Source organism: Bacteroides stercorirosoris (genome assembly GCF_900142015.1).
Lineage (GTDB): Bacteria > Bacteroidota > Bacteroidia > Bacteroidales > Bacteroidaceae > Bacteroides > Bacteroides stercorirosoris.
Window position 1 is genome coordinate 14,265 of record NZ_FQZN01000043.1, and the last position, 25,316, is coordinate 39,580.

General features: G+C 42.2%; 26 protein-coding genes and 4 tRNA genes. 2 read left to right on the forward strand and 28 right to left on the reverse strand.

Annotation, left to right across the window (positions count from 1 at the left end; genetic code table 11):
• The 28 genes from rpsC to rpsU form a co-directional block, all read right to left on the reverse strand.
• Positions 1-732 (reverse strand): 30S ribosomal protein S3, encoded by a 732-nt coding sequence (rpsC, locus tag BUC01_RS21980; protein ID WP_025834050.1) that lies wholly within the window; start codon positions 730-732, stop codon positions 1-3.
• A gap of 5 nt (positions 733-737) precedes the next feature.
• Positions 738-1,148 carry a 50S ribosomal protein L22 gene (gene rplV / locus BUC01_RS21985; RefSeq protein ID WP_009125136.1) on the reverse strand — a complete coding sequence of 137 codons (411 nt, stop codon included), beginning with the start codon at positions 1,146-1,148 and terminating at the stop codon, positions 738-740.
• Between the two features lie 34 nt (positions 1,149-1,182).
• Positions 1,183-1,452 (reverse strand): 30S ribosomal protein S19, encoded by a 270-nt coding sequence (rpsS, locus tag BUC01_RS21990; protein WP_025834053.1) that lies wholly within the window; start codon positions 1,450-1,452, stop codon positions 1,183-1,185.
• Positions 1,453-1,472: 20 nt separating this feature from the next.
• Positions 1,473-2,297: a 50S ribosomal protein L2 gene (rplB, locus tag BUC01_RS21995; RefSeq protein WP_009132593.1), complete on the reverse strand. Its 825-nt coding sequence runs from the start codon at positions 2,295-2,297 to the stop codon at positions 1,473-1,475.
• Between the two features lie 5 nt (positions 2,298-2,302).
• Positions 2,303-2,596 carry a 50S ribosomal protein L23 gene (gene rplW, locus BUC01_RS22000; protein ID WP_073314894.1) on the reverse strand — a complete coding sequence of 98 codons (294 nt, stop codon included), beginning with the start codon at positions 2,594-2,596 and terminating at the stop codon, positions 2,303-2,305.
• A gap of 16 nt (positions 2,597-2,612) precedes the next feature.
• On the reverse strand, positions 2,613-3,239 hold the full coding sequence (gene rplD / locus BUC01_RS22005) for a 50S ribosomal protein L4 (RefSeq protein WP_025834054.1): 627 nt from the start codon (positions 3,237-3,239) through the stop codon (positions 2,613-2,615).
• The gene (rplC, locus tag BUC01_RS22010; protein ID WP_007662140.1) at positions 3,239-3,856 is read right to left on the reverse strand and encodes a 50S ribosomal protein L3; all 618 of its coding nucleotides are present in this window, start codon (positions 3,854-3,856) and stop codon (positions 3,239-3,241) included. Before rplC ends, rplD begins: the two co-directional genes overlap by 1 nt.
• A gap of 20 nt (positions 3,857-3,876) precedes the next feature.
• Complete coding sequence (gene rpsJ / locus BUC01_RS22015; protein WP_002558075.1) at positions 3,877-4,182, reverse strand: 30S ribosomal protein S10; 306 nt, start codon at positions 4,180-4,182, stop codon at positions 3,877-3,879.
• Positions 4,183-4,266: 84 nt separating this feature from the next.
• Positions 4,267-6,384, reverse strand: a complete 2,118-nt coding sequence (fusA, locus tag BUC01_RS22020; protein ID WP_025834056.1) for an elongation factor G — start codon at positions 6,382-6,384, stop codon at positions 4,267-4,269.
• A gap of 52 nt (positions 6,385-6,436) precedes the next feature.
• The gene (gene rpsG, locus BUC01_RS22025; RefSeq protein ID WP_025834058.1) at positions 6,437-6,913 is read right to left on the reverse strand and encodes a 30S ribosomal protein S7; all 477 of its coding nucleotides are present in this window, start codon (positions 6,911-6,913) and stop codon (positions 6,437-6,439) included.
• 156 nt (positions 6,914-7,069) lie between these two features.
• The gene (rpsL, locus tag BUC01_RS22030) at positions 7,070-7,471 is read right to left on the reverse strand and encodes a 30S ribosomal protein S12 (protein WP_025834060.1); all 402 of its coding nucleotides are present in this window, start codon (positions 7,469-7,471) and stop codon (positions 7,070-7,072) included.
• Positions 7,472-7,588: 117 nt separating this feature from the next.
• Positions 7,589-7,897, reverse strand: coding sequence for a DUF3467 domain-containing protein (locus BUC01_RS22035; RefSeq protein ID WP_025834062.1), 309 nt, complete (start codon positions 7,895-7,897; stop codon positions 7,589-7,591).
• A 135-nt stretch (positions 7,898-8,032) separates the two neighbouring features.
• Positions 8,033-12,325, reverse strand: coding sequence for a DNA-directed RNA polymerase subunit beta' (gene rpoC / locus BUC01_RS22040; RefSeq protein ID WP_025834063.1), 4,293 nt, complete (start codon positions 12,323-12,325; stop codon positions 8,033-8,035).
• Positions 12,326-12,416: 91 nt separating this feature from the next.
• Positions 12,417-16,229, reverse strand: coding sequence for a DNA-directed RNA polymerase subunit beta (gene rpoB, locus BUC01_RS22045; RefSeq protein WP_073314896.1), 3,813 nt, complete (start codon positions 16,227-16,229; stop codon positions 12,417-12,419).
• Between the two features lie 104 nt (positions 16,230-16,333).
• Positions 16,334-16,711 carry a 50S ribosomal protein L7/L12 gene (gene rplL / locus BUC01_RS22050; RefSeq protein ID WP_007212059.1) on the reverse strand — a complete coding sequence of 126 codons (378 nt, stop codon included), beginning with the start codon at positions 16,709-16,711 and terminating at the stop codon, positions 16,334-16,336.
• Between the two features lie 91 nt (positions 16,712-16,802).
• A complete protein-coding gene (gene rplJ / locus BUC01_RS22055) occupies positions 16,803-17,324 on the reverse strand; it encodes a 50S ribosomal protein L10 (protein ID WP_073314898.1) in 522 nt (173 codons plus the stop codon).
• A 15-nt stretch (positions 17,325-17,339) separates the two neighbouring features.
• Positions 17,340-18,038, reverse strand: coding sequence for a 50S ribosomal protein L1 (gene rplA / locus BUC01_RS22060; protein WP_025834066.1), 699 nt, complete (start codon positions 18,036-18,038; stop codon positions 17,340-17,342).
• A gap of 15 nt (positions 18,039-18,053) precedes the next feature.
• The gene (gene rplK / locus BUC01_RS22065) at positions 18,054-18,497 is read right to left on the reverse strand and encodes a 50S ribosomal protein L11 (protein WP_073314901.1); all 444 of its coding nucleotides are present in this window, start codon (positions 18,495-18,497) and stop codon (positions 18,054-18,056) included.
• Positions 18,498-18,554: 57 nt separating this feature from the next.
• On the reverse strand, positions 18,555-19,097 hold the full coding sequence (nusG, locus tag BUC01_RS22070; protein ID WP_009132581.1) for a transcription termination/antitermination protein NusG: 543 nt from the start codon (positions 19,095-19,097) through the stop codon (positions 18,555-18,557).
• A 12-nt stretch (positions 19,098-19,109) separates the two neighbouring features.
• Entirely contained in the window at positions 19,110-19,301 is a 192-nt protein-coding gene (gene secE / locus BUC01_RS22075) for a preprotein translocase subunit SecE (RefSeq protein WP_007662120.1), read from the reverse strand.
• A gap of 14 nt (positions 19,302-19,315) precedes the next feature.
• Positions 19,316-19,388, reverse strand: a tRNA-Trp gene (locus tag BUC01_RS22080).
• Between the two features lie 55 nt (positions 19,389-19,443).
• Positions 19,444-20,628, reverse strand: a complete 1,185-nt coding sequence (gene tuf / locus BUC01_RS22085) for an elongation factor Tu (protein WP_073314903.1) — start codon at positions 20,626-20,628, stop codon at positions 19,444-19,446.
• Positions 20,629-20,678: 50 nt separating this feature from the next.
• Positions 20,679-20,750 (reverse strand) — tRNA-Thr (locus BUC01_RS22090).
• A gap of 17 nt (positions 20,751-20,767) precedes the next feature.
• Positions 20,768-20,850: transfer RNA gene (locus BUC01_RS22095), tRNA-Tyr, on the reverse strand.
• 93 nt (positions 20,851-20,943) lie between these two features.
• Positions 20,944-21,017, reverse strand: a tRNA-Thr gene (locus BUC01_RS22100).
• A 95-nt stretch (positions 21,018-21,112) separates the two neighbouring features.
• Positions 21,113-21,412 (reverse strand): ribosome hibernation-promoting factor, HPF/YfiA family, encoded by a 300-nt coding sequence (hpf, locus tag BUC01_RS22105; protein WP_025834073.1) that lies wholly within the window; start codon positions 21,410-21,412, stop codon positions 21,113-21,115.
• Between the two features lie 16 nt (positions 21,413-21,428).
• A complete protein-coding gene (gene xerC / locus BUC01_RS22110) occupies positions 21,429-22,313 on the reverse strand; it encodes a tyrosine recombinase XerC (protein ID WP_025834075.1) in 885 nt (294 codons plus the stop codon).
• A 71-nt stretch (positions 22,314-22,384) separates the two neighbouring features.
• Positions 22,385-22,576, reverse strand: a complete 192-nt coding sequence (rpsU, locus tag BUC01_RS22115) for a 30S ribosomal protein S21 (protein WP_009132577.1) — start codon at positions 22,574-22,576, stop codon at positions 22,385-22,387.
• Between the two features lie 325 nt (positions 22,577-22,901).
• Here rpsU and BUC01_RS22120 point away from each other — a divergent pair, with 325 nt between their 5' ends.
• The gene (locus BUC01_RS22120; protein WP_025834078.1) at positions 22,902-24,683 is read left to right on the forward strand and encodes an aminopeptidase P family protein; all 1,782 of its coding nucleotides are present in this window, start codon (positions 22,902-22,904) and stop codon (positions 24,681-24,683) included.
• Positions 24,684-24,711: 28 nt separating this feature from the next.
• Positions 24,712-25,224, forward strand: coding sequence for a gamma carbonic anhydrase family protein (locus BUC01_RS22125; RefSeq protein WP_025834080.1), 513 nt, complete (start codon positions 24,712-24,714; stop codon positions 25,222-25,224).
• Positions 25,225-25,316: the final 92 nt, after the last annotated feature.

Genomic DNA, 25,316 nt, shown 5'->3' on the forward strand with positions numbered 1-25,316 from the left:
TTAGCGATTATTTTTCTTTCTTTTGAAGTTCTTTCCGCTATTGTTTCCGCTATTGCTTCCACGACCACTTTCTTTGCTTTGAGTAAAGTTCGGAGCTAATTCTCTCTTACCAAATACTTCACCTCTACAAATCCAAACTTTAATACCGAGAAGACCAACCTTAGTCAATGCTTCTGCATGACAGTAGTCAATGTCTGCTCTGAAAGTGTGCAACGGAGTTCTTCCTTCCTTATACATTTCAGAACGAGCCATTTCAGCTCCATTCAAACGTCCTGAAATCTGAATTTTGATACCTTCAGCACCCATACGCATAGTATTAGCGATAGCCATCTTAATGGCACGGCGATAGGCAATCTTTCCCTCTACCTGACGAGCGATGTTATTTGCAACAATAACAGCATCCAACTCAGGTCTTTTCACTTCGAAGATATTGATCTGAATATCCTTATCGGTAACCTTCTTCAACTCTTCTTTCAACTTATCAACTTCCTGGCCACCTTTACCGATAATAATACCCGGACGTGCAGTGCAAACGGTAATAGTCACGAGTTTCAGTGTACGTTCAATTACGATTCTTGATACACTGGCTTTTGCAAGTCTAGCGTTCAGATATTTACGAATCTTGCTGTCTTCCAGCAGAGAATCGCCGTAATTATTTCCACCATACCAATTGGAATCCCATCCTCTGATAATTCCTAAACGGTTGCTTATTGGATTAACTTTTTGTCCCATTTACCTTAATTTTGATCTTCGTTATTACTTTTAGAACCAACGAACAACGTTACGTGATTTGAACGTTTACGAATTCTGTAACCTCTTCCCTGCGGAGCCGGTCTCATTCTCTTGAGTGTAGCGCCACCATCAACAAAAATCTTTGTTACAAATAATTCACCACTTTCAGCTTTACGTTCGTTTTTCTGCTCCCAGTTAGCAATTGCAGAGCGCAGTAATTTCTCAACTCTGGCAGCTGCTTCTTTTGAAGAAAACTTCAAAACGCCAAGTGCTCTGTTCACTTCCATCCCGCGGATCATGTCAGCCACGAGACGCATCTTACGAGGGGAAGTAGGAACATTCTGCAACTTTGCAAAATACATGGTTTTAAGGGCTTCTTTTCTTTTATCAGCCGATATTTTTTTTCTTGCTCCCATTATATTTATACTTTATTATTTCAGATTAATCCTGTTATCTTTTCTTGTTACCAGCGTGTCCTCTGAAAGTACGAGTTGGAGCAAATTCGCCCAACTTGTGACCTACCATATTTTCGGTAACGTATACAGGAATAAATTTATTTCCGTTATGAACTGCAACTGTATGGCCTACGAAATCAGGCGAAATCATTGAAGCTCTGGCCCAAGTCTTAACAACAACTTTCTTGCCTGATTCATTCATAGCAAGAACTCTCTTCTCAAGCTTAACGTTTATATACGGACCTTTTTTTAATGAACGACTCATAGTTTACTCAATTAATCAGATTACTTCTTTCTTCTCTCAATAATATACTTAGACGATTGTTTCTTCGGAGCTCTAGTCTTAAGTCCCTTAGCATACAATCCCTTACGAGATCTTGGGTGTCCTCCTGAAGCACGTCCTTCACCACCACCCATCGGGTGATCAACCGGGTTCATTACAACACCACGGTTACGCGGGCGACGGCCCATCCAACGAGAGCGTCCAGCCTTACCTGAACTTTCCAATCCATGATCTGAGTTACCAACACTACCGATAGTAGCTTTACAAGTGCTAAGTATTTGTCTAACTTCACCTGAAGGCAATTTGATAACACAATATTTTCCTTCTCTTGAAGTCAACTGAGCGAAATTACCTGCTGAGCGAACCAAAGCTGCACCCTGGCCCGGACGTAATTCAATATTATGAATTACGGTACCAACCGGAATATTCTGAAGAGGAAGTGCATTTCCGATTTCCGGAGCTGCAGTTTCACCTGACATCAAAGTCGCACCTACTTGCAATCCATTGGGAGCAATAATATATCTTTTTTCTCCATCTGCATAAAACAACAAAGCAATACGAGCCGAACGATTCGGATCGTATTCGATTGTTTTAACCACTGCAGGCACACCGTCCTTATTTCTCTTGAAATCTACAATTCTGATAATCTTCTTGTGACCGCCACCGATGTAGCGCATAGTCATCTTACCCTCATTGTTACGACCACCTGAAGACTTCTTGCCAAAAACAAGAGATTTTTCTGGTACCCGCGCAGTAATTTCCTCATAGGTACCAATAACTTTATGTCTCTGCCCCGGTGTTGTGGGCTTAAATTTACGTACTGCCATTTCTTTTAAATATTGCTATAAAAATCAATAGTATCCCCTTCTTTCAACGTAACGATCGCTTTTTTATAAGCATTCGTACGACCATTGATGATACCTGCTTTTGTATAACGGCTCTTATTTTTGCCAGCATACTTAACTGTATTCACATCAACTACCGTAACGTTATATAAGGCTTCAACTTCACTCTTAATTTCCAGTTTGTTAGCTTCAGGACGCACAATAAAGCCGAAACGGTTGTTCGTCTTATCTGTAATTGCTGTCATTTTCTCTGTTACTAACGGTTTAATAATAATTCCCATTATTTAAGCCTCCTTTTTACATTAAGATATTGTCAATAGCCGAAAGAGCGCTTTCAGTAAACACAACAACCCCAGCATTCAATACTCTGTAAGTATTTAATCCTGAGATAGTCTGTACATTTGCACTTTCCACATTACGAGCCGACAAATATACGTTTTTATTTGCTTCCGGTAAAATTACAAGCAGCTTTTTGTCAGAAACTTTAAGGTTTTTTATCATTGCAACAAATTCCTTTGTTTTCGGAGCCTCAAAATTGAAGTCCTCAACAATAACAACCGCATTATTCTGAGCTTTATACGCCAAAGCCGACTTACGAGCTAATGTCTTTACTTTTTTATTCAACTTGAAGTAGTAATCTCTCGGTTTAGGACCGAAAACACGAGCACCACCAACAAGTACCGGCGAATTCATATCACCACGACGTGCACCACCGCCACCTTTCTGACGACCGATTTTACGGGTAGAACCACTTATCTCACTTCTTTCTTTTGATTTATGTGTACCCTGACGCTGATTAGCCATAAATTGCTTTACGTCCAAATAGATAGCGTGGTCGTTGGGCTCAATTCCGAAGATAGATTCGTTTAACGTAACCTTTCTCCCAGTGTCTTCACCTTTAATGTTATATACGTTAACTTCCATTATTTCTCAATTATTACGATTGAACCTTTGCAACCGGGAACAGAACCCTTAATCAAAAGAAGGTTGTGATCCGGAAGAACCTTTAATACCTGTAAGTTTTGAACAGTCACTCTGTCACCACCAAGTTGGCCACCCATGCGCATTCCTTTGAATACCTTTGCAGGGTATGAACAAGCACCGATAGAACCCGGCTTACGAGCACGGTTATGCTGACCGTGAGTAGTCTGACCTACACCGCCAAAGCCATGTCTTTTAACTACACCCTGGAAGCCCTTACCCTTAGAGGTACCAATAACGTCAACGAAAGTTGCGTCATTAAACAATTCTACGGTAACAGTGTCACCCAGATTCAACTCTGTTTCAAATTCTTTGAACTCAGCCAAGTGTTTCTTGGGAGTTACTCCAGCTTTCTTAAAGTGGCCCATCAACGGCTTTGTAGTATGCTTCTCTTTTTTGTCCTGGAAGCCTAACTGCACAGCTGCATAACCATCTTTTTCTACACTCTTAACCTGAGTAACAACACAAGGACCTGCTTCGATAACAGTGCATGGTACATTCTTACCCTCGGCACTGAAAACGGATGTCATTCCGATTTTTTTTCCTAATAATCCTGGCATTTCACTTAAAATTTAAAATACTAAACTTTGATTTCTACTTCCACACCACTCGGTAACTCCAACTTCATCAGAGCGTCTACAGTCTTAGCTGTTGAGCTATAGATGTCGATCAGTCTCTTATAAGAAGAGAGTTCAAACTGTTCACGTGACTTCTTGTTTACGAAAGTCGAACGGTTCACAGTAAAGATACGCTTGTGCGTAGGGAGAGGAATCGGGCCGCTAACGATGGCACCCGTTGCCTTCACCGTTCTTACAATCTTCTCAGCTGACTTGTCAACCAAGTTGTGGTCGTAAGATTTCAATTTAATTCTAATTTTTTGACTCATTAGTTTTATTAATTATTAAAGTTATAATAAGATAAAATTCCGTAGGCTAAGAGTCATTCGCTAGCCTACGGATTTTTAATATTTTTAGATCAGATCAGCACGGCCTTTTACTTCTTCCAATACTGCCTTAGCAATAGAGTTAGAAAGCTGAGCGTGATGAGAGTACACCATTGATGAAGTAGCACGACCAGAAGTAATAGTACGCAAAGCCGTTACATATCCGAACATTTCTGCCAACGGAACCATAGCTTTCACGATACGAGCACCTGAACGGCTCGACTCCATACCTTCTACCTGACCACGACGCTTATTCAAGTCACCGATAACGTCACCCATATTTTCTTCCGGAGTTACAACCTCCAGTTTCATAATAGGCTCCATAAGCACAGGACCCGCCTTGGCACATGCACTCTTATATGCTTGGATAGCACAAATTTCAAACGACAACTGGTCAGAGTCAACCGGGTGGAAAGAGCCATCAAGCAATGTTACTTTCAGTGAATCCAAAGGATAACCAGCCAACACACCATTCTTCATAGCTGTTGTGAAACCTTTCTGTACAGATGGGATAAACTCCTTAGGAATATTACCACCTTTCACTTCATCAACAAACTGCAAACCACCTTGAGTAAAGTCCGCATCAGCCGGACCGATATTTACAATGATATCAGCAAACTTACCACGTCCACCAGACTGCTTCTTATAAACTTCACGCAAGTTAACGGTCTTCGTGATAGCCTCTTTGTAATTAACCTGAGGTTTACCTTGGTTACATTCTACCTTGAACTCACGTTTCAAACGGTCTATAATGATATCCAAGTGAAGCTCACCCATACCAGAAATAACTGTCTGACCTGTTTGTTCATCAGTTTTCACTGTAAAGGTCGGGTCTTCTTCAGCCAATTTAGCCAAACCGTTAGACAGTTTATCCATATCCTTTTGAGTCTTCGGCTCTACAGCAATACCAATAACCGGTTCCGGGAAGTCCATAGATTCCAGCACGATCGGTGCAGTTTCATCACACAATGTATCACCCGTGTGGATATCTTTAAAACCAACACCTGCACCAATATCACCAGCACCGATAACTTCCACCGGATTCTGCTTATTTGAGTGCATCTGGAACAGACGAGAAACACGCTCTTTCTTACCAGAACGAGAGTTATAAATATAAGAACCAGCTTCAATCTTACCAGAATAAACACGGAAGAAAGTTAAACGACCTACATAGGGGTCAGTAGCAATCTTAAATGCCAAAGCAGAAGTCTTTTCATCATCACTCGGCTTACGATCTTCCTCAGCGCCCGTATTAGGATTTGTACCGATTACATTTTCTGTATCCAGCGGAGAAGGTAAAAAAGCACAAACATAGTCCAGCAATGTCTGTACACCCTTATTTTTAAATGAAGATCCACATAACATTGGAACGACAGCCATCTGTACAGTTGCATTACGGAGAGCTCTCAGTACCTCTTCTTCTGTAATAGTAGAAGGATCATCGAAATATTTCTCCATCAAAGCATCGTCAAATTCAGCTACTTTTTCAAGCATCTTATCTCTCCATTCTGCAGCTTCATCCACCAAGTTTGCCGGAATTTCTTCTACAGTATAGTCAGCACCCATAGTTTCATCATGCCAGTAGATAGCTTTCATCTTAATAAGGTCTACCAGACCTTTAAAAGATTCTTCAGCACCAATAGGAATAACGATAGGACACGGATTAGCTCCCAAAACAGCCTTCATCTGGCGAACCACTTCAAAAAAGTCAGCACCAGAACGGTCCATTTTGTTCACATAAGCGATACGAGGCACATTATATTTGTCAGCCTGACGCCATACAGTTTCAGACTGCGGTTCAACACCACCAACTGCACAGTATGCAGCAACAGCACCATCCAAGATACGCAATGAGCGCTCTACCTCAGCAGTAAAGTCAACGTGTCCCGGAGTATCAATCAAGTTGATTTTATAAGTATCACCTGCATATTTCCAACGAGTAGTAGTAGCAGCAGAAGTGATAGTAATACCACGTTCCTGCTCCTGCGCCATCCAGTCCATTGTAGCAGCACCATCATGTACTTCTCCAATTTTATGAGTCAAACCCGTATAAAACAGGATACGTTCAGAAGTTGTTGTTTTTCCGGCATCGATGTGAGCCATGATACCAATATTACGCGTCAAATGTAAATCTTGCTTAGCCATTTTTTAATTCCTTTTACTTTAAGTTTTTAATCTATCGGTTATTCTTATAGTATTAGAATCTAAAATGAGCAAATGCACGGTTAGCTTCAGCCATTCTATGCATATCTTCTTTACGTTTGAAAGCGCCACCTTGTTCATTGTATGCATCCATGATCTCAGCAGCCAATTTATCAGCCATTGATTTACCACCACGTTTACGAGCAAAAATAATCAAATTCTTCATAGAAACTGATTCTTTACGATCCGGACGGATTTCAGTCGGAACCTGGAATGTTGCGCCACCAACACGGCGGGACTTAACCTCAACTTGAGGAGTTACATTATCCAGTGCCTTTTTCCAAATTTCAAGGGCAGACTTTTCTTCGTTAGGAAGTTTTGCTTTTACTGTTTCCAAAGCGGCATAGAAGATTTCATAAGAGGTATTCTTCTTTCCGTCATACATCAGATGGTTTACGAATTTTGAAACCTTTTGATCATTAAACACGGGATCCGGCAGGATAACGCGTTTTTTGGGTTTTGCTTTTCTCATTTGTTTGAAAGAATAATGTTTTTCGTTCTTGGTTGTTTACTTCTTGACTTCTTCAACTCCCCCTCCGGAGAATTTACTCAACCTTTAGCATTTCCAATAAACTAAAACGTAAGTTATTACTTTTAATTTAACTGTCTACTGTATTGGCTACTTTAATTATTTTTTCTTAGCCGGTGCAGCCTGTCCCGGTTTCGGACGCTTAGCTCCATATTTGGAACGTCTTTGAGTACGACCTGCAACACCTGCAGTATCCAATGTACCACGAACAATGTGATAACGTACACCCGGAAGGTCTTTAACACGACCACCGCGTACTAATACGATAGAGTGCTCCTGCAAGTTGTGTCCTTCTCCCGGAATGTAAGAGTTCACCTCTTTACCATTGGTCAAACGTACACGTGCAACTTTACGCATTGCAGAATTCGGTTTTTTCGGAGTGGTTGTGTACACTCTCACGCAAACGCCACGTCTTTGAGGACATGAATCAAGGGCCGGTGACTTACTTTTCTCCACCAACTCCTCGCGTCCTTTTCTTACTAATTGCTGAATTGTAGGCATTTTAATTGTTTTTAATTATATATTATTGTTATATTAATTTCGTAGCTATACACTTTTGGGCTGCAAAAATACGAATAATATTTGAATAATCAATGCACTACGAGTTTTTTTTTGATTTTATGCCTCCCCCTTAAGATTTGTCATAGGCGGAATTGGCTGTTCATCCAGCAATCGAATAGGACCAAATGTGCGCTCATATTTACCGATGTTTTCCTCTAAAGCGCGCAGTAATCTCTTAGCGTGCTCCGGGGCCAGCACAATACGCGATTTTACTCCAGCTTTAGGTATTCCTGGCATTACACGCACAAAGTCTACAATAAATTCAGAACTGGAATGTGTAATGACAGCTAAATTTGCATAGATTCCTTGTGCTACATCTTCTTTCAGTTCTATTTGTAACTGATTATTCATTTCCTTGTTTTCCATTTTCTTTTTACGATTAAACTTTTGAATATTCAAAGGTAAGAATAATATTTTATTCCAAAAACAAAAGAGGAGACATCCTATCAAAGACATCTCCTCTTTCCTATTTAATTATCAATTGATTGTATTTATTGCATATTACTCTTCAACATCCATTGAATTGTAATCCAACACAGTCTTCTTGTTTGCAAGAATACGGTCATATTCTTCTTTGGAGCCTACAATAATCTTTTCAAATTCACGCTGACCAGTACCGGCAGGTATCAAGTGTCCACAAATAACATTCTCCTTCATGCCCTCTAACTTATCAACCTTACCGTTGATAGCAGCTTCGTTCAAGACCTTGGTAGTCTCCTGGAATGAAGCAGCCGACATAAAGCTTGAAGTTTGCAGAGCTGCACGAGTAATACCCTGAAGAATCTGAGTAGAAGTAGCCGGAACAGCATCACGTACTTCAACCGGTTTCAAGTCACGACGTTTCAGCATACTGTTTTCATCACGCAACTTACGAGCAGTTACAATCTGTCCCGGTTGCAGATTCTGAGAATCACCAGCATCAACGACAACTTTCTTACCCCAAATGCGATCATTCTCTTCCATGAACTCCAGCTTGTCTACTACCTGTTGTTCCAGGAAGCGGGTATCGCCCGGCTCATCGATTTCAACTTTACGCATCATCTGACGAACAATGATCTCAAAGTGCTTATCATTAATTTTCACACCTTGCAGACGATATACATCCTGTACTTCATTAACGATATATTCCTGTACAGCCGTAGGACCTTTAATAGCAAGAATATCCGCAGGAGTAGTAGCACCGTCAGATAACGGAGTACCAGCACGTACATAGTCGTTTTCCTGCACTAGAATCTGTTTTGATAATGGCACTAGATACTTCTTAACCTCACCAGTCTTAGAGGTAACAACTATTTCACGATTACCACGTTTCACTTTACCCATCGTTACCTCACCGTCAATTTCAGAAACAACAGCAGGGTTAGACGGATTACGAGCTTCAAACAGCTCGGTTACACGCGGAAGACCACCCGTGATATCACCAGCCTTACCAACAGCACGAGGTATTTTCACGATAACTTCACCGCCTTTTACCTTCTGCTTATTTTCCACTACTACGTGACCACCTACAGGGAGGTTATATGTACGAATAAGGTCGCCATCTTCTGTCATGATATGAGCCATCGGAACTTTCGTCTTATCCTTAGACTCAATAATGATGATTTCGCGCAAACCGGTAGATTCATCAGATTCCACCTTATAAGTAACATTTTCAATAACGCCTTCAAACTCAATCTTACCTGTAGCTTCCGTTATAATAACAGCGTTAAACGGATCCCAACGGGCAATCAACTTACCTTTTTCCACTACCTCGCCATCAGCAGCATAAAGAGTAGAACCATAAGGTACGTTATGAGTAGAAAGAACGATACCGGTATTTACATCCACGAAACGTACTTCAGCCAGACGACCTACTACAACTTTTGCAGGTTCACCTGCTTCATCCACGACATCTACTGTACGAAGTTCCTCAAATTCCAGACGTGCCGGGTTCTTTGCCACGATACTTGCATTGGCTGCGATATTGGCAGCCGTACCACCGGCATGGAACGTACGCAATGTCAACTGTGTACCCGGCTCACCGATAGACTGTGCAGCGATAACACCAACAGCCTCACCTCGCTGAACCATCTGACTTGTTGCAAGGTTACGTCCATAACATTTCGCACAAACACCCTTCTTCGATTCACATGTCAATACAGAACGTATTTCAACGCTTTCAATCGGAGAATTCTGAATCTTCTTAGCGATTTCTTCCGTTATTTCTTCACCACCGGCAACCAGCAATTCACCAGTCGTAGGATGAACGATATCATGTACAGATACACGGCCAAGGATACGTTCGTACAATGTAGCAATAACTTCATCGTTATTCTTCAAGTCCGTACAAACCAATCCGCGGAGTGTGCCGCAGTCTTCTTCATTAATAATCACATCATGAGAAACGTCTACCAGACGACGAGTCAAATATCCGGCATCTGCCGTCTTCAACGCCGTATCCGCCAAACCTTTACGGGCACCGTGAGTAGAGATAAAGTACTCCAACACCGAAAGTCCCTCTTTAAAGTTCGAAAGAATCGGATTTTCAATGATCTGACCACCCTCAGCACCTGCCTTCTGCGGTTTTGCCATCAAACCACGCATACCGGACAACTGACGAATCTGTTCTTTAGAACCACGAGCACCAGAATCCAACATCATATATACAGAGTTGAAACCTTGGTCGTCACTCGAAATGGTCTTCATCAGAATATTAGACAGCTCAGAGTTAACGTGTGTCCAGATATCAATTACCTGATTATAACGTTCATTGTTGGTAATGAAACCCATGTTATAGTTGTTGATAACCTGCTCAACTTCATCGTAACCTTTCTGTACCAACATTTCTTTTTGTTCCGGAATAATAATGTCACCTAAGTTGAATGACAGACCACCCTTGAAGGCCATCTGATAACCTAAGTTCTTGATACCATCGAGGAAGTCCGCAGCCTTTGCCACACCACATACTTTAATAACATCACTAATAATATCACGGAGTGATTTCTTAGAAATAATGGTATTAATGTAGCCAGCTTCAGGAGGAACGATCTCATTAACAATTACACGCCCTATTGAGGTATCGTGCATCATTTTATCAATGACATTACCATTCTCATCAACATCTTTCACAATCACGCTAATCGGAGCATGGATGTCTACCTTTCCTTCATTGTAAGCAATCAAAGCCTCTTCCGGACCGTAGAATATCAATCCTTCACCCTTAGCACCCTTACGCAACTTCGTAATATAGTACAAACCAAGTACCATATCCTGAGAAGGCACAGTGATAGGCGCACCATTAGCCGGATTCAAAATATTATGAGACTGGAGCATCAACATTTGAGCTTCCAAAACAGCTTCATGACTCAAAGGCAAGTGAACAGCCATCTGGTCACCGTCGAAGTCGGCATTGAAAGCCGTACATGCCAACGGATGCAACTGAATAGCCTTTCCTTCAATCATTTTTGGCTGGAATGCCTGGATACCCAAACGGTGCAACGTCGGCGCACGGTTCAACAATACCGGATGACCTTTCATGACGTGCTCCAATATATCCCAGATTACAGCTTCCTTGCGGTCTACAATCTTCTTGGCACTCTTCACTGTCTTTACAATACCACGTTCAATCAACTTACGGATAATGAACGGTTTGTAAAGCTCGGCAGCCATCAGTTTAGGAATACCGCATTCACCCATTTTCAATTCCGGACCAACAACGATTACCGAACGTGCAGAGTAGTCCACACGTTTACCCAACAAGTTCTGACGGAAACGGCCTTGCTTACCTTTCAAACTATCAGAAAGAGACTTCAAAGGACGGTTAGCATCCGTCTTTACCGCACTGGATTTACGTGAGTTATCGAACAATGAATCAACAGCTTCCTGCAACATACGCTTTTCATTACGCAAAATCACTTCAGGAGCCTTGATCTCAATCAATCTCTTCAGACGGTTATTACGAATAATCACACGACGATAAAGGTCATTCAAGTCGGATGTAGCAAAACGACCACCATCCAACGGAACCAACGGACGAAGTTCGGGCGGGATAACCGGTACAATACGCACAATCATCCACTCCGGTTTATTGCGACCACGCGATGCACGGAATGATTCAACAACCTGAAGACGCTTTAAAGCCTCATTCTTACGTTGTTGAGAAGCGTCGTTACCTGCACGGTGACGCAATTCATAAGACAATGCATCCAAATCCAAACGAGCCAGTAAGTCATAAATGGCTTCTGCACCCATTCTGGCAATAAATTTATTGGGATCTGAATCTTCCAGGAACAGATTGTCTTTCGGCAATTTTTCCATCAAGTCCAGATATTCTTCTTCCGAGAGCAAATCATATTCAGCAATCTCACCCGACATCACACCGGCCTGGATTACCACATAACGCTCATAGTAAATAATAGAGTCGAGTTTCTTTGTAGGCAAACCCAGCAAATAACCGATCTTATTAGGAAGTGAACGGAAATACCAGATATGAGCTACCGGAACTACCAACTGAATGTGTCCCATACGCTCACGACGTACTTTCTTCTCAGTCACTTCTACCCCACAACGGTCGCAGACGATACCCTTATAACGAATGCGTTTGTATTTACCGCAATGACATTCGTAATCCTTGATCGGACCAAAAATGCGTTCACAGAACAAACCGTCACGTTCAGGCTTATACGTACGATAGTTGATGGTTTCAGGCTTTAAAACTTCACCACTCGAATTCTCAAGGATTTCTTCCGGGGAAGCCAAACCAATAGAGATCTTCGAGAAATTACTCTTTATCTTGTTATCTTTTCTAAAAGCCATACTTTATTATATATAATTGAAAATTGACAATTGAATATTGGCAATTGATAGTTGAGAGCAACCAATTCACTCTCAACTATCAATTTTATAATTATTCCAGGTTGATGCTAAGACCCAGACCTCTCAACTCATGCAGTAATACATTGAGTGATTCGGGAATACCAGGCTGCGGCATCGGCTCACCCTTCACAATTGCTTCATAAGCTTTAGAACGGCCTACAACGTCATCAGACTTGATAGTCAGGATTTCCTGCAAGATGTGTGCAGCCCCAAATGCTTCAAGTGCCCAAACCTCCATTTCTCCAAAACGCTGACCACCGAACTGTGCCTTACCACCTAACGGTTGTTGAGTAATCAGAGAGTACGGACCGATAGAACGTGCGTGCATCTTATCCTCAACCATGTGACCCAACTTCAACATATAAGTAACACCTACCGTAGCATGTTGGTCAAACGGTTCACCCGTACCGCCATCATACAACTTAGTCTTACCATAACGTGGCAAACCTGCCTTGTCAGTCCACTCATTCAAATCATCCAGTGTAGCACCATCAAAAATAGGAGTAGCAAACTTCACACCTAATTTTCTACCCGCACTACCCAATACAGCCTCGAATATCTGACCGATGTTCATACGAGAAGGCACACCCAACGGATTCAATACGATATCTACCGGAGTACCATCAGCGAGGAACGGCATATCTTCCTGACGGACAACGCGGGAAACAATACCTTTGTTACCGTGACGACCTGCCATCTTATCACCTACACCAATCTTACGTTTCTTAGCAATATAAACCTTCGCCATCTGAATAATACCCGCAGGAAGTTCATCACCAATAGTAATAGCGAACTTCTTACGTTTCAGTTCGGCATCCAGTTCCTTATATTTCTTGATGAAATTCATCACCAGATCACGAATCATACCGTTGATACGGGCATCATTCGTCCAGTTACTCAACTGGATTGAAGTAAAGTCCAAATCACCGAAATCAGAAGGAGAGAATTTAGCGCCTTTTGAGATCACCTCAGCACCCATATAGTCTTTAACACCCTCTGACACATGATTTTCCGTCAACTTCAACAGTTTTCTGATCAAGATACCTCTCAAATCAGCAACCTTTGCGTCAAACTCATCATCAATCTTCGGCAATAAAGCCTTATCAGCCAGTTTGGAGCTACGGCTCTTGATCACACGTGAGAACAAGCGCTTGTCGATAACCACGCCTTTCAAAGAAGGAGAAGCTTTCAATGAAGCATCTTTCACATCACCTGCCTTATCACCAAAGATTGCGCGAAGCAATTTCTCTTCCGGTGACGGATCAGACTCACCTTTCGGTGTAATCTTACCAATCAAGATATCGCCCGGCTGGATGCGGGCACCCACACGTACAATACCGTTTTCATCCAAATCCTTGGTAGCTTCTTCACTCACGTTCGGAATATCGGAAGTCAATTCCTCCATACCACGTTTCGTTTCACGAACCTCCAGTGAATATTCTTCTACGTGAATAGAAGTCAATATATCTTCACGAACCACACGTTCGTTCAATACGATAGCATCCTCATAATTGTAGCCCTTCCACGGCATATAAGCAACCAACAGGTTTTTACCCAAAGCCAACTCACCTTTCTCCGTAGAATAACCTTCAGTCAGAATCTGACCTTTCGTCACGCGCTGGCCAATCTCGCAAATAGGACGAAGGTCAATCGTCATATTCTGGTTCGTACGACGCCACTTCGGAATACGATATTCCTTCAATGCCGGTTCAAAGCTTACAAACTCTTCATCTTCCGTACGGTCATACAAAATGCGGATAACAGTAGCATCAACAAATTCGATTACACCGTCACCTTCAGCAGTAATCTGAGTACGAGAGTCACGAACCAACTGACGTTCGATACCTGTACCTACAATAGGTGCTTCGCTCTTCAACAATGGAACAGCCTGGCGCATCATGTTCGAACCCATCAAGGCACGGTTAGCATCGTCATGTTCCAAGAAAGGAATCAAAGATGCAGCGATTGAAGCAATCTGCTGAGGAGAAACGTCCATCAACTCTACTTCATCCGGAGTTACCACCGGATAGTCAGCATCCTGACGAGCTTTTACTTTATCGCGGATAAAAGTACCATCGTCATTCAACAGCGCATTACCTTGGGCGATAATCTTAGCTTCTTCTTCCTCCGCAGTCAAATATGCCAAACCTTCATCAGAAAGGTCAACCTTACCGTTTTCAACCTTACGATATGGAGTTTCGATGAAGCCAAGTACATTGATCTTAGCGAACACGCACAAAGAAGAGATCAAACCAATGTTCGGACCTTCCGGCGTTTCAATCGGGCAAAGACGACCATAGTGAGTGTAGTGAACGTCACGTACCTCAAATCCGGCACGCTCACGAGACAAACCACCAGGACCGAGGGCAGACATACGACGCTTGTGCGTAATTTCAGCCAGCGGATTCGTCTGGTCCATAAACTGCGACAAAGCATTCGTTCCGAAGAATGAATTGATTACGGAAGAAATTGTCTTGGCGTTGATCAAATCAATCGGAGTAAACACTTCATTATCGCGTACGTTCATACGTTCACGAATTGTACGTGACATACGAGCTAAACCAACAGCAAACTGATTGGACAATTGCTCGCCTACGGTACGCACACGACGGTTACTCAAGTGGTCAATATCATCCACATCAGCCTTCGAGTTTATCAACTCAATCAGGTACTTGATGATTTCAATAATATCTTCCTTCGTCAGAACACGCACATCCATATCAGTCGTCAGATTCAACTTCTTGTTGATTCTGTAGCGACCTACATTACCCAAGTCATATCTCTTTTCAGAGAAGAACAGGTTATTGATAACCTCACGTGCACTGGCATCATCGGCAGGGTCTGCATTACGCAACTGGCGATAGATATACAATACAGCTTCTTTCTCCGAGTTACTCGGGTCTTTCTGGAGCGTGTTATATATAATAGAATAGTCAGATTGGTTCGGTTCTTCCTTGTGAACAAGAATGTTCTGAACACCTGACTCTAAGATAATATCAACATGTTCCGGTTCAATCACAGTTTCACGGTCGATCACAACTTCGTTACGTTCGATAGAAACGACTTCACCGGTATCTTCGTCTACAAAATCCTCAATCCACGTTTTCAAAACACGAGCCGCCAATTTACGTCCCAACACTCTCTTGAGATTAGTCTTATTGACTTTAATATCTTCGGCCAGATTAAAAATTTCAAGGATATCCTTGTCATTCTCAAAACCGATAGCTCTCAACAAAGTAGTAACGGGTAACTTCTTCTTACGGTCGATGTACGCATACATGACATTGTTGATATCAGTAGCAAACTCAATCCAAGAACCTTTGAACGGAATGATACGGGCAGAATAAAGTTTGGTACCATTAGCATGTACGCTCTGACCGAAGAATACGCCTGGAGAACGGTGAAGCTGAGATACAACAACGCGTTCCGCACCGTTAATGACGAAAGTCGCCTTATCCGTCATGTAAGGAATAGGACCGAGGAATACGTCCTGAATAACCGTATCAAAATCCTCATGATCGGGATCGGTACAGTATAATTTCAATTTTGCTTTCAAAGGCACACTATAGGTAAGCCCTCGCTCTATACAATCATCGATAGTATAACGCGGCGGATCAATATAGTAGTCCAAAAACTCAAGAACAAAATTGTTTCTTGTATCGGCAATGGGGAAGTTTTCAGCAAATACTTTATACAGTCCCTCGTTCTTACGCTTCTCGGGTGGGGTATCCAGTTGTAAAAAGTCTTTGAATGACTTCAATTGTACTTCCAAAAAATCCGGATATTCAAGTGGATTTTTAGTCGAAGCAAAATTAATTCTTTGGTTTACAGTATTTGAAGACATCTGTTAATGGATTTGTAGAACTTAATTTTAAATATATACACAAAAAGGTTAAGAACCCTCTTCAGAAGGGTTCTTAACCGAATTACCTGATTTACAGGCTAATGTTATTTAAGTTCAACTTCAGCTCCAGCTTCTTCCAATGTTTTCTTCAATGATTCTGCTTCGTCTTTAGCCAAACCTTCTTTAACTACGCTAGGAGCACCGTCTACCAAGTCCTTAGCTTCTTTCAAGCCGAGACCGCAAGCTTCCTTAACGGCTTTAACAACCTGAAGTTTAGCTGAGCCAGCGCTCTTCAATACTACATCAAAAGAAGTTTTTTCTTCAGCGGCAGCAGCACCACCAGCTGCAGGACCAGCAGCAACAGCTACAGCTGCAGCAGCAGGTTCAATACCGTATTCTTCTTTAAGGATAGTTGCAAGTTCATTAACTTCTTTTACTGTCAAGTTAACTAATTGTTCTGCAAAAGCTTTCAAATCTGCCATTTTTGTATGATTTTAATTGTTTAAATACTTATTTGTTTTTGAAAAATTTGTTCGGGACATTACTCCCAAGGTTGTGACACCTTTCCCATTTTTACGCTTCGGTACGTTCACCAAGAGTTTTGAGAACTCCGTGAATGGTGTTTCCACCTGATTGAAGAGCCGAAATAACATTCTTGGCCGGTGATTGCAGCAATGCAACGATATCGGCAATAACTTCATTCTTACTCTTGATACTAACGAGAGCATCCAACTGGTCAGCGCCAACATAGAAGCTTTCTTCTGCATATGCAGCCTTCAGTCCGGGAATGCCATCTTTAGCCTTTGCTTTGATCAACTTAGCAGGTAAGTTAGCAGTATTACAGAACATAATAGCTGTAGTACCTTTCAAGCAACCATAAAGCGGAGAATAATCTTCTTCCAGACTTTCCAATGCTTTGTGAAGCAATGTATTCTTAATCAACATCAGTTTGATGTCAGATTTGAAACATTCTCTTCTCAACGCGCTTGTAGCAGCAGCGTTCATCGCAGTGATATCAATCAAATAGAAGTGACTATATTCCTTTACTGTAGCAGCGATCTGCTCAATAATCGTTCCTTTATCTTCCTTTCTCATTATTACTCCGTTTTATTAGATTTCTTCTATTGATTTCGGGTCAATCTTGATACCTGCACTCATTGTGCTAGAAAGATAAATACTCTTAATATATGTACCCTTAGCTGCGGTCGGTTTCAGCTTATTCAAAGTAGCCATGAATTCTTTCGCATTGTCACGAATTTGCTCAGGGCTAAATGAAACTTTACCGATAGAAGTATGGACAATACCACTCTTATCAACCTTGAAGTCGATCTTACCTTGCTTTACTTCTCTAACAGCTTTAGCAACATCCATAGTTACAGTACCACTCTTCGGATTAGGCATCAATCCACGAGGACCGAGCACACGACCGAGTGCACCAATTTTACCCATGATAGACGGCATAGTGATGATTACGTCCACATCAGTCCATCCACCTTTGATCTTTTCAATATATTCGTCAAGACCAACGTAGTCAGCTCCGGCTTCTTTTGCAGCAGCTTCAGCATCAGGTGTACAAAGCACCAAAACGCGTACAACTTTACCAGTACCGTGAGGAAGTGACACAACACCTCTCACCATCTGGTTCGCCTTACGCGGGTCAACGCCCAAACGCACGTCGATATCCAGTGAAGCATCAAACTTGGTATAAGTGATTTCCTTTACCAAAGATGCAGCTTCTTTCAGTGAGTATGCTTTCCCTGCTTCAATTTTTTCTGCAGCCAACTTTTGTTTTTTTGTCAGTTTACCCATTCTAATTGAAGTTTATTAGTTATTAACCGGGAACTCCCCTTTTACAGCGATACCCATACTTCTAGCTGTACCGGCAACCATCTTCATGGCAGCTTCTACAGTGAAACAGTTCAAGTCCACCAATTTGTCCTGAGCAATCGTACGAACCTGTTCCCAAGTCAACTCGGCAACTTTCTTACGGTTAGGCTCAGCAGAACCGCTCTTTACCTTAGCTACTTCAAGTAATTGAATAGCAACGGGAGGAGTCTTGATTACAAAATCGAAAGACTTATCTGCGTAGTAAGTGATAATCACAGGAAGAATCTTTCCTGCTTTGTCTTGGGTTCTGGCGTTGAATTGCTTGCAAAACTCCATGATGTTAATACCCTTCGAACCCAAAGCAGGTCCAACGGGAGGTGATGGGTTTGCCGCGCCTCCTTTAATCTGTAATTTGATTAGTCCAGCAACTTCTTTAGCCATTTTTTTATTGATTTATATATAAACATTAATAAAGAATACTACAGCGTAACACCTGCATTATTCTTTTTCAACTTGCATAAAGCCCAATTCGAGCGGGGTTTTCCGTCCGAATATCTTTACCATAACCTTAAGTTTCTTCTTCTCGGTGTTCACTTCTTCAATGATGCCACTGAATCCGCTGAACGGCCCGTAATTTACTTTCACAGTTTCACCGACTATATACGGGGTGCTCAGTTCTTCACTGGCATCCTGCAATTCGTCCACCGTACCAAGTATACGATTCACTTCCGATTGTCTCAGAGGAACGGGTTTGTCCGATCCGCCCAAGAATCCAATCACATTAGGAGTATTTCTCAAGTGGTGAGATACCTCACCCACCAAAGCAGCCTCCACCAAAACGTAACCAGGGAGATAACTTCTCTCTTTCACAATTTTTTTACCATTGCGAACCTGATAAACCTTTTCGGTAGGAATCAATACCTGAGATACATAATCACCAAGGTCGCTGTTTTTAATATCAGCTTCAAGGTATTCCTTTACCTTAGCTTCTTTTCCGCTAATGGCACGCAGGACGTACCATTTCTTTTCAATCTCAGACATTTTCCCTCGTTTTTAGTGTGGATAAATAATTTTCTCCATTACGTTCTGGAAACAGAAGTCCATCGCAAATACTACCAGAGCAATAAGCAGGGAAGCATATAAAACAACTACTGCACTGTTAGTAAGTTCAGAATACGTAGGCCACGATACTTTATGTACAAGTTCGTCGTAAGTTTCTTTAATATAAGCTACAATCTTCTTCATTTCAAAAATATTAGCACGGGAGGAGAGGCTCGAACTCCCGACACCCGGTTTTGGAGACCGGTGCTCTACCAACTGAGCTACTCCCGTGTGAACATAATCAGTTCCCAGTATAATACCGGGAACTGATTAAGATATTTGGTAATTAGTCAAGAATTTCAGTAATCTGACCAGAACCTACCGTACGACCACCTTCACGGATAGCGAAACGCAAACCTACGTTCAAAGCTACCGGGTAGATCAGTTCTACGTTGATTTCTACGTTATCACCAGGCATTACCATTTCAGTTCCTTCCGGAAGAGTGATTTCACCTGTACAGTCCATAGTACGCAGATAGAACTGAGGACGGTATTTGTTGTGGAACGGAGTGTGACGACCACCTTCTTCTTTTTTCAAAACATAGATAGAAGCTTTGAATTTAGAGTGAGGTTTAATCTGACCAGGTTTACAAAGAACCATACCACGTTTGATTTCATTCTTATCAATACCACGAAGCAACAAACCTACGTTATCACCAGCTTCACCCTGATCCAGCAATTTGCGGAACATTTCAACGCCAGTTACAACAGACTTCTTGTCTTCACCCAAGCCGAGGATCTCAACTTCATCACCAACGTGGATGACACCAGTTTCGATACGACCTGTAGCAACAGTACCACGACCAGTAATAGAGAATACGTCTTCAACCGGCATCAAGAACGGTTTATCAACATCACGCGGAGGCAGCGGAATCCAAGTATCAACTGCATCCATCAGTTCCATAACTTTATCTTCCCATTTTTCTACACCGTTCAATGCACCAAGAGCAGAGCCACGGATAATAGGAGTATTGTCACCGTCGAATTCATAAGCAGCGAGCAATTCGCGCATTTCCATTTCAACGAGTTCCAACATCTCTTCGTCATCAACCATATCACACTTGTTCATGAATACAACAAGCTTCGGTACGTTTACCTGACGAGCCAACAGGATGTGTTCACGAGTCTGAGGCATCGGACCATCAGTAGCAGCAACTACGATGATAGCACCGTCCATCTGAGCAGCACCAGTTACCATGTTCTTTACGTAGTCGGCGTGACCCGGACAGTCTACGTGCGCATAGTGACGGTTAGCTGTTTCATACTCTACGTGAGAAGTGTTGATAGTGATACCTCTTTCCTTTTCTTCAGGAGCGTTGTCAATCTGATCGAAAGACTTAACTTCTGAAAGACCTTTCTTTGCCAACACAGTAGTGATAGCAGCTGTCAACGTGGTTTTACCGTGGTCAACGTGACCGATTGTACCGATGTTTACATGCGGTTTTTTACGTTCGAATTTCTCTTTAGCCATAGCTTTACTTGTTATTTATTTGATTAATAATCAGCATTTACATATTCATGAGCTGTTACCGGGACTTGAACCCGGGACCTCTTCCTTACCAAGGAAGTGCTCTACCGCTGAGCTATAACAGCAAGAAGAAAAAGAGGTGTGGGCAAAGATGGATTCGAACCACCGAAGGCGTAAGCCAGCAGATTTACAGTCTGCCCCATTTGGCCACTCTGGTATTTGCCCATTGTTTCACAAATCAAAAATTAACAATGAAAGAATGAAAAAGAGCGCGCCTCTTATATTCATTTTAATTCTTAATTCTTTCATTCTTCTTTGAGCCTCTTGTCGGATTCGAACCAACGACCCCGAGATTACAAATCACGTGCTCTGGCCAGCTGAGCTAAAGAGGCAGTTACTCAAAAAATGCAACCGTTACGTTCTATCGTGAGCGAAACGGCTGCAAATTTAGGCATTTATTTCTTTTCCGCAAAATTTTAGCGGAATTTTATTTGCTCCGTTGCTTTTCCTTGTGTTTAACCAGTTGTTTTTCCAAGGCTTCGACACTTAAATCGACCGACTCTTCAAACGTATTACAGATTTTACTGGCATAAAAATCACCGTTAGGAATAATCACTTTTACACCGGCTTCCTTATTTTCTGCAGTTTCTGGTTTAACCACCTTTAATGACACCTCTACTTTCTTTATATCATCGTAATACTTCTCCAACTTTGCGACTTTCTTCTGAATAAAAGACTGCAATTGCTCTGACGCATCAAAGTGAATTGATTGAATTCTTACTTCCATACTTACCTCCTTACTTTTAGGCCCGAGGATGAGCCAGGTTATACACTTTTTTAAGCTCTTCAAAAGTAGTATGCGTATAAACTTCCGTAGTCGCCAAACTTTCGTGTCCAAGAAGTTCTTTTATCGCTCCGAGTTCCGCGTCATGATTCAGCATGGTCGTAGCAAAAGTATGTCTCAACACATGAGGGCTACGTTTTTTCAACGTCACTACCTTCGACAGGTTTCGTTTCACTAGATTTTCTACAATACTGCGGGTAAGCCGCTCTCCAGTCTCACGGACAAAAAAAGCGTCCGCACGATTCAAGACCGACCCATTCCTTACATTGACATACTCCGTCATTGTAATTTTCAACTCTTCATCAAAAGGTATCAACCGTTGTTTATTTCGCTTCCCCGTCACTTTTATAAGTGAAGAGGAAAAATCCACATCCTTATCGTCCAGTCCGATTAGTTCAGAAAGTCTCATGCCCGTAGCATAAAACATCTCAATAATCATATGGTCACGACACCCTTTAAATCCTTCACCAAAATCAACCTCATCCAGCAGTTTATCCATCTCACTTTCTTTCAAGAAAGCAGGCAATGGCCTTTTATTCTTAGGACCTACCACCTTTTGCAATGGATTCACCATCACTTCGCCCCTCCGTAAGAGAAACTTATAGAACGACCTGAGTGAACTCAATTTCCGGTTTATTGAAGTAGAAGTATACCCTTTGTCCATTAAAGAAACAATCCATTCACGAACAAGTTCAGCTTTTACTTCTGATGGAGCCGAATCTCCAACTTCTTCCCTGGCAAATTCTTCAAATTGACGGAGATCTTCCCGATAAGACTTAATCGTCTCTTCGGAATAGTTCCGTTCATACTGAAGATAGTCAAGAAAAGAGTCTGTCAACCACATATACCGTTACATCAAAATCATGCAACGAATGTATGAAAAGAATTCAATAATTCAAAGGAAATTACGAATTATTAATCTTCTACTTGCTGAAGTTGCTGTACGTAAACTGCACGTTCTTTCTTAAGTCTGTTAACAACAGATGGTTTGTCAAACTGCTGTCTGCTTCTTAATTCTTTAACGATACCAGTTTTCTCGAATTTTCTTTTAAACTTCTTCAGCGCTTTTTCGATGTTTTCGCCTTCTTTTACAGGTACTACAATCATTTTCTTTTTATTAAAATGTTAATGGTTTAAAAATCTCACGATTAAATTGAGCGGCAAAATTACACATAGTTTCTTTATTCACAAAACTTTCTGCCAAAAAAACTGCAAAAAGAGGAAAGTTTATACAATCTCAAACTTCTTCTGACAGAGGAAAAAGACAAACCTATCGGGAATATACAAAGAACTAATCGCGGGACTGCAAGAAACTAATCTCCGGAGATTAGTTTCTAATATGTTGGCGGATAAAGTATAGTGACCCACAAAAATATTCAAAGAAAGTGAGTATCTTTGAGGGGTTAATGTTACACCTTATTATATATAGAATATGAACCAAACAATAAACAGTCGGATTCAAGCCTTACGGGCATTATTCAGCCGGGAAGGTATACAAGCCTTTATTATTCCGAGCACAGACCCGCATTTAAGCGAATACGTTGCCCCTCATTGGAAATCCCGGGAATGGATTTCCGGTTTTACCGGTTCGGCAGGAACCGTTGTTGTCACTACCGGCAAAGCAGGGCTATGGACTGATTCCCGCTATTTCCTCCAGGCCGCCCAGCAATTGGAAGGTACGGAAATAGAGCTTTACAAGGAAATGCTCCCCGAGACGCCAAGTATTTCCACATTCCTATGCACACAGTTAAGCCCGGGTGATGCAGTGGGCATCGACGGAAAAATGTTCTCGGCAGAAGAAGTGGAGAGAATGCAAGCCGAGTTGCAAAAATGCCGGATAGAAATAAAAAACATTCCAGACCCCATGAGGGAGTTATGGGCAGACCGTCCGCCCATGCCGGAGGCTCCCGCTTTCATTCATGAGACCAAATATTCCGGGAAAAGTAGTGTGGAAAAGATTTCCATCATTCGGGAGGAATTGAAAAAGTGCAATGCCAGGGCATTGTTTATATCCGCCCTGGACGAGATTGCCTGGACGCTCAATCTGCGAGGCAATGACGTGCATTGCAATCCTGTAATCGTCAGTTACTTGCTGATCGAAGAACAGGATATACATTATTTTATCCAACCGCAGAAAATCACTCTTGAAGTGGCCGAATATCTGAAATCGACCGGTATAAGCCTGCATCCTTATGAAGAGGTGGAAACGTATCTCAAACAGATTAGGGTTGAAAGTCTGCTCATTAATCCGTCAAAAACAAATTATGCCGCATACTCGGCCGTCAACCCTAACTGCAAGATTATCCACGGCGTTTCTCCGGTTACGTTACTGAAAGCTATCCGCAATGAGCAGGAAATTGCCGGAATACATGCTGCCATGCAACGGGATGGAGTGGCACTGGTGAAATTCCTGAAATGGCTGGAAGAAGCTGTTCCGGCAGGTAAGGAAACAGAAATCAGTGTAGACAAGAAACTGCACAGCTTCCGCGCGGAACAGGATTTGTATATGGGTGAAAGTTTCGACACGATTGCCGGATACAAAGAACACGGTGCTATCGTGCATTATGAGGCTACGCCCGAAACGGATGTTCCTTTGAAGCCGGAAGGTTTTCTGTTATTAGACTCCGGCGCACAATACCTGGATGGGACGACCGATATCACGCGTACCATCGCATTGGGAGAATTGACTGAAGAAGAAAAAACAGACTACACTCTGATATTGAAAGGACACATTGCGCTGGCAATGGCTAAATTCCCCGCCGGCACACGGGGTGCACAACTGGACGTACTGGCGCGTATGCCGATATGGCAGCGAGGCATGAATTTCCTGCACGGCACAGGGCATGGCGTCGGTCATTTTCTGAATGTACATGAAGGTCCGCAAAGTATCCGCATGAACGAAAATCCGGTGACCTTGCAATTGGGTATGCTGACTTCCAACGAACCGGGAGTGTATAAAGCCGGAAGTCACGGAGTCCGCACGGAAAACCTCGTTTTGGTGGTTCCGGCGGGTGAGGGTATGTTCGGTAATTATCTGCAATTCGAAACGGTCACCCTTTGCCCTATCTGCAAGAAGGGTATCATCAAAGAGTTGCTGACCAATGAAGAAATCGAATGGCTTAACGGGTATCACCAGACGGTATATGAAAAACTATCGCCAAGCTTGAACAAAGAAGAACAAGCATGGTTGAAGGAAGCGACAAGTAGTTTATAATCAAAGTTATTAATAACCTTATACAGAAATGGCATTAATAAAATCAGTAAGAGGTTTCACTCCTGAGTTTGGAGAAAACTGTTTTTTGGCTGACAATGCGGCTATTATCGGAGACGTAAAAATGGGACGCGATTGCAGCATTTGGTTCAGCACAGTGTTGCGCGGAGATGTAAACTCCATCCGTATCGGTAACGGGGTGAACATACAGGACGGCAGTGTGCTGCACACATTATATGAAAAATCAACGATTGAAATAGGCGATCATGTCTCCGTGGGACATAATGTAACTATTCACGGGGCTACTATCAAGGATTACGCATTGGTAGGGATGGGATCGACGATTCTCGACCACGCGGTAGTAGGCGAAGGTGCTATTGTAGCAGCGGGATCTTTGGTTCTGAGCAACACTATAATCGAACCGGGAAGCATCTGGGGCGGTGTGCCAGCCAAGTTCATTAAGAAGGTGGACCCTGCACAGGCAAAGGAGCTGAACCAGAAGATAGCGCACAATTACCTGATGTATTCGGATTGGTATAAATAGGGATATTCAGTAAATGTCCCTCTTTCTAATAAATTAAGAGAACAGTTTTACTTTACGTGAGCTTTTCTCTTAATTTTTTTCTGTAAAGTCTC

Coding starts and splice junctions, on each gene's coding strand:
- rpsC (WP_025834050.1), bottom strand. CDS start 732: ATGGGACAAAAAGTTAATCCAATAAGCAACCGTTTAGGAATTATCAGA.
- rplV (WP_009125136.1), bottom strand. CDS start 1,148: ATGGGAGCAAGAAAAAAAATATCGGCTGATAAAAGAAAAGAAGCCCTT.
- rpsS (WP_025834053.1), bottom strand. CDS start 1,452: ATGAGTCGTTCATTAAAAAAAGGTCCGTATATAAACGTTAAGCTTGAG.
- rplB (WP_009132593.1), bottom strand. CDS start 2,297: ATGGCAGTACGTAAATTTAAGCCCACAACACCGGGGCAGAGACATAAA.
- rplW (WP_073314894.1), bottom strand. CDS start 2,596: ATGGGAATTATTATTAAACCGTTAGTAACAGAGAAAATGACAGCAATT.
- rplD (WP_025834054.1), bottom strand. CDS start 3,239: ATGGAAGTTAACGTATATAACATTAAAGGTGAAGACACTGGGAGAAAG.
- rplC (WP_007662140.1), bottom strand. CDS start 3,856: ATGCCAGGATTATTAGGAAAAAAAATCGGAATGACATCCGTTTTCAGT.
- rpsJ (WP_002558075.1), bottom strand. CDS start 4,182: ATGAGTCAAAAAATTAGAATTAAATTGAAATCTTACGACCACAACTTG.
- fusA (WP_025834056.1), bottom strand. CDS start 6,384: ATGGCTAAGCAAGATTTACATTTGACGCGTAATATTGGTATCATGGCT.
- rpsG (WP_025834058.1), bottom strand. CDS start 6,913: ATGAGAAAAGCAAAACCCAAAAAACGCGTTATCCTGCCGGATCCCGTG.
- rpsL (WP_025834060.1), bottom strand. CDS start 7,471: ATGCCTACAATTCAGCAATTAGTAAGAAAAGGACGCGAGGAGTTGGTG.
- BUC01_RS22035 (WP_025834062.1), bottom strand. CDS start 7,897: ATGGAAAACAAGGAAATGAATAATCAGTTACAAATAGAACTGAAAGAA.
- rpoC (WP_025834063.1), bottom strand. CDS start 12,325: ATGGCTTTTAGAAAAGATAACAAGATAAAGAGTAATTTCTCGAAGATC.
- rpoB (WP_073314896.1), bottom strand. CDS start 16,229: ATGTCTTCAAATACTGTAAACCAAAGAATTAATTTTGCTTCGACTAAA.
- rplL (WP_007212059.1), bottom strand. CDS start 16,711: ATGGCAGATTTGAAAGCTTTTGCAGAACAATTAGTTAACTTGACAGTA.
- rplJ (WP_073314898.1), bottom strand. CDS start 17,324: ATGAGAAAGGAAGATAAAGGAACGATTATTGAGCAGATCGCTGCTACA.
- rplA (WP_025834066.1), bottom strand. CDS start 18,038: ATGGGTAAACTGACAAAAAAACAAAAGTTGGCTGCAGAAAAAATTGAA.
- rplK (WP_073314901.1), bottom strand. CDS start 18,497: ATGGCTAAAGAAGTTGCTGGACTAATCAAATTACAGATTAAAGGAGGC.
- nusG (WP_009132581.1), bottom strand. CDS start 19,097: ATGTCTGAGATTGAAAAGAAATGGTACGTCCTGCGTGCCATTAGCGGA.
- secE (WP_007662120.1), bottom strand. CDS start 19,301: ATGAAGAAGATTGTAGCTTATATTAAAGAAACTTACGACGAACTTGTA.
- tuf (WP_073314903.1), bottom strand. CDS start 20,628: ATGGCTAAAGAGAAATTCGAACGTAAAAAACCGCATGTAAACATCGGT.
- hpf (WP_025834073.1), bottom strand. CDS start 21,412: ATGGAAGTAAGAATTCAATCAATTCACTTTGATGCGTCAGAGCAATTG.
- xerC (WP_025834075.1), bottom strand. CDS start 22,313: ATGTGGTTGACAGACTCTTTTCTTGACTATCTTCAGTATGAACGGAAC.
- rpsU (WP_009132577.1), bottom strand. CDS start 22,576: ATGATTGTAGTACCTGTAAAAGAAGGCGAAAACATCGAAAAAGCGCTG.
- BUC01_RS22120 (WP_025834078.1), top strand. CDS start 22,902: ATGAACCAAACAATAAACAGTCGGATTCAAGCCTTACGGGCATTATTC.
- BUC01_RS22125 (WP_025834080.1), top strand. CDS start 24,712: ATGGCATTAATAAAATCAGTAAGAGGTTTCACTCCTGAGTTTGGAGAA.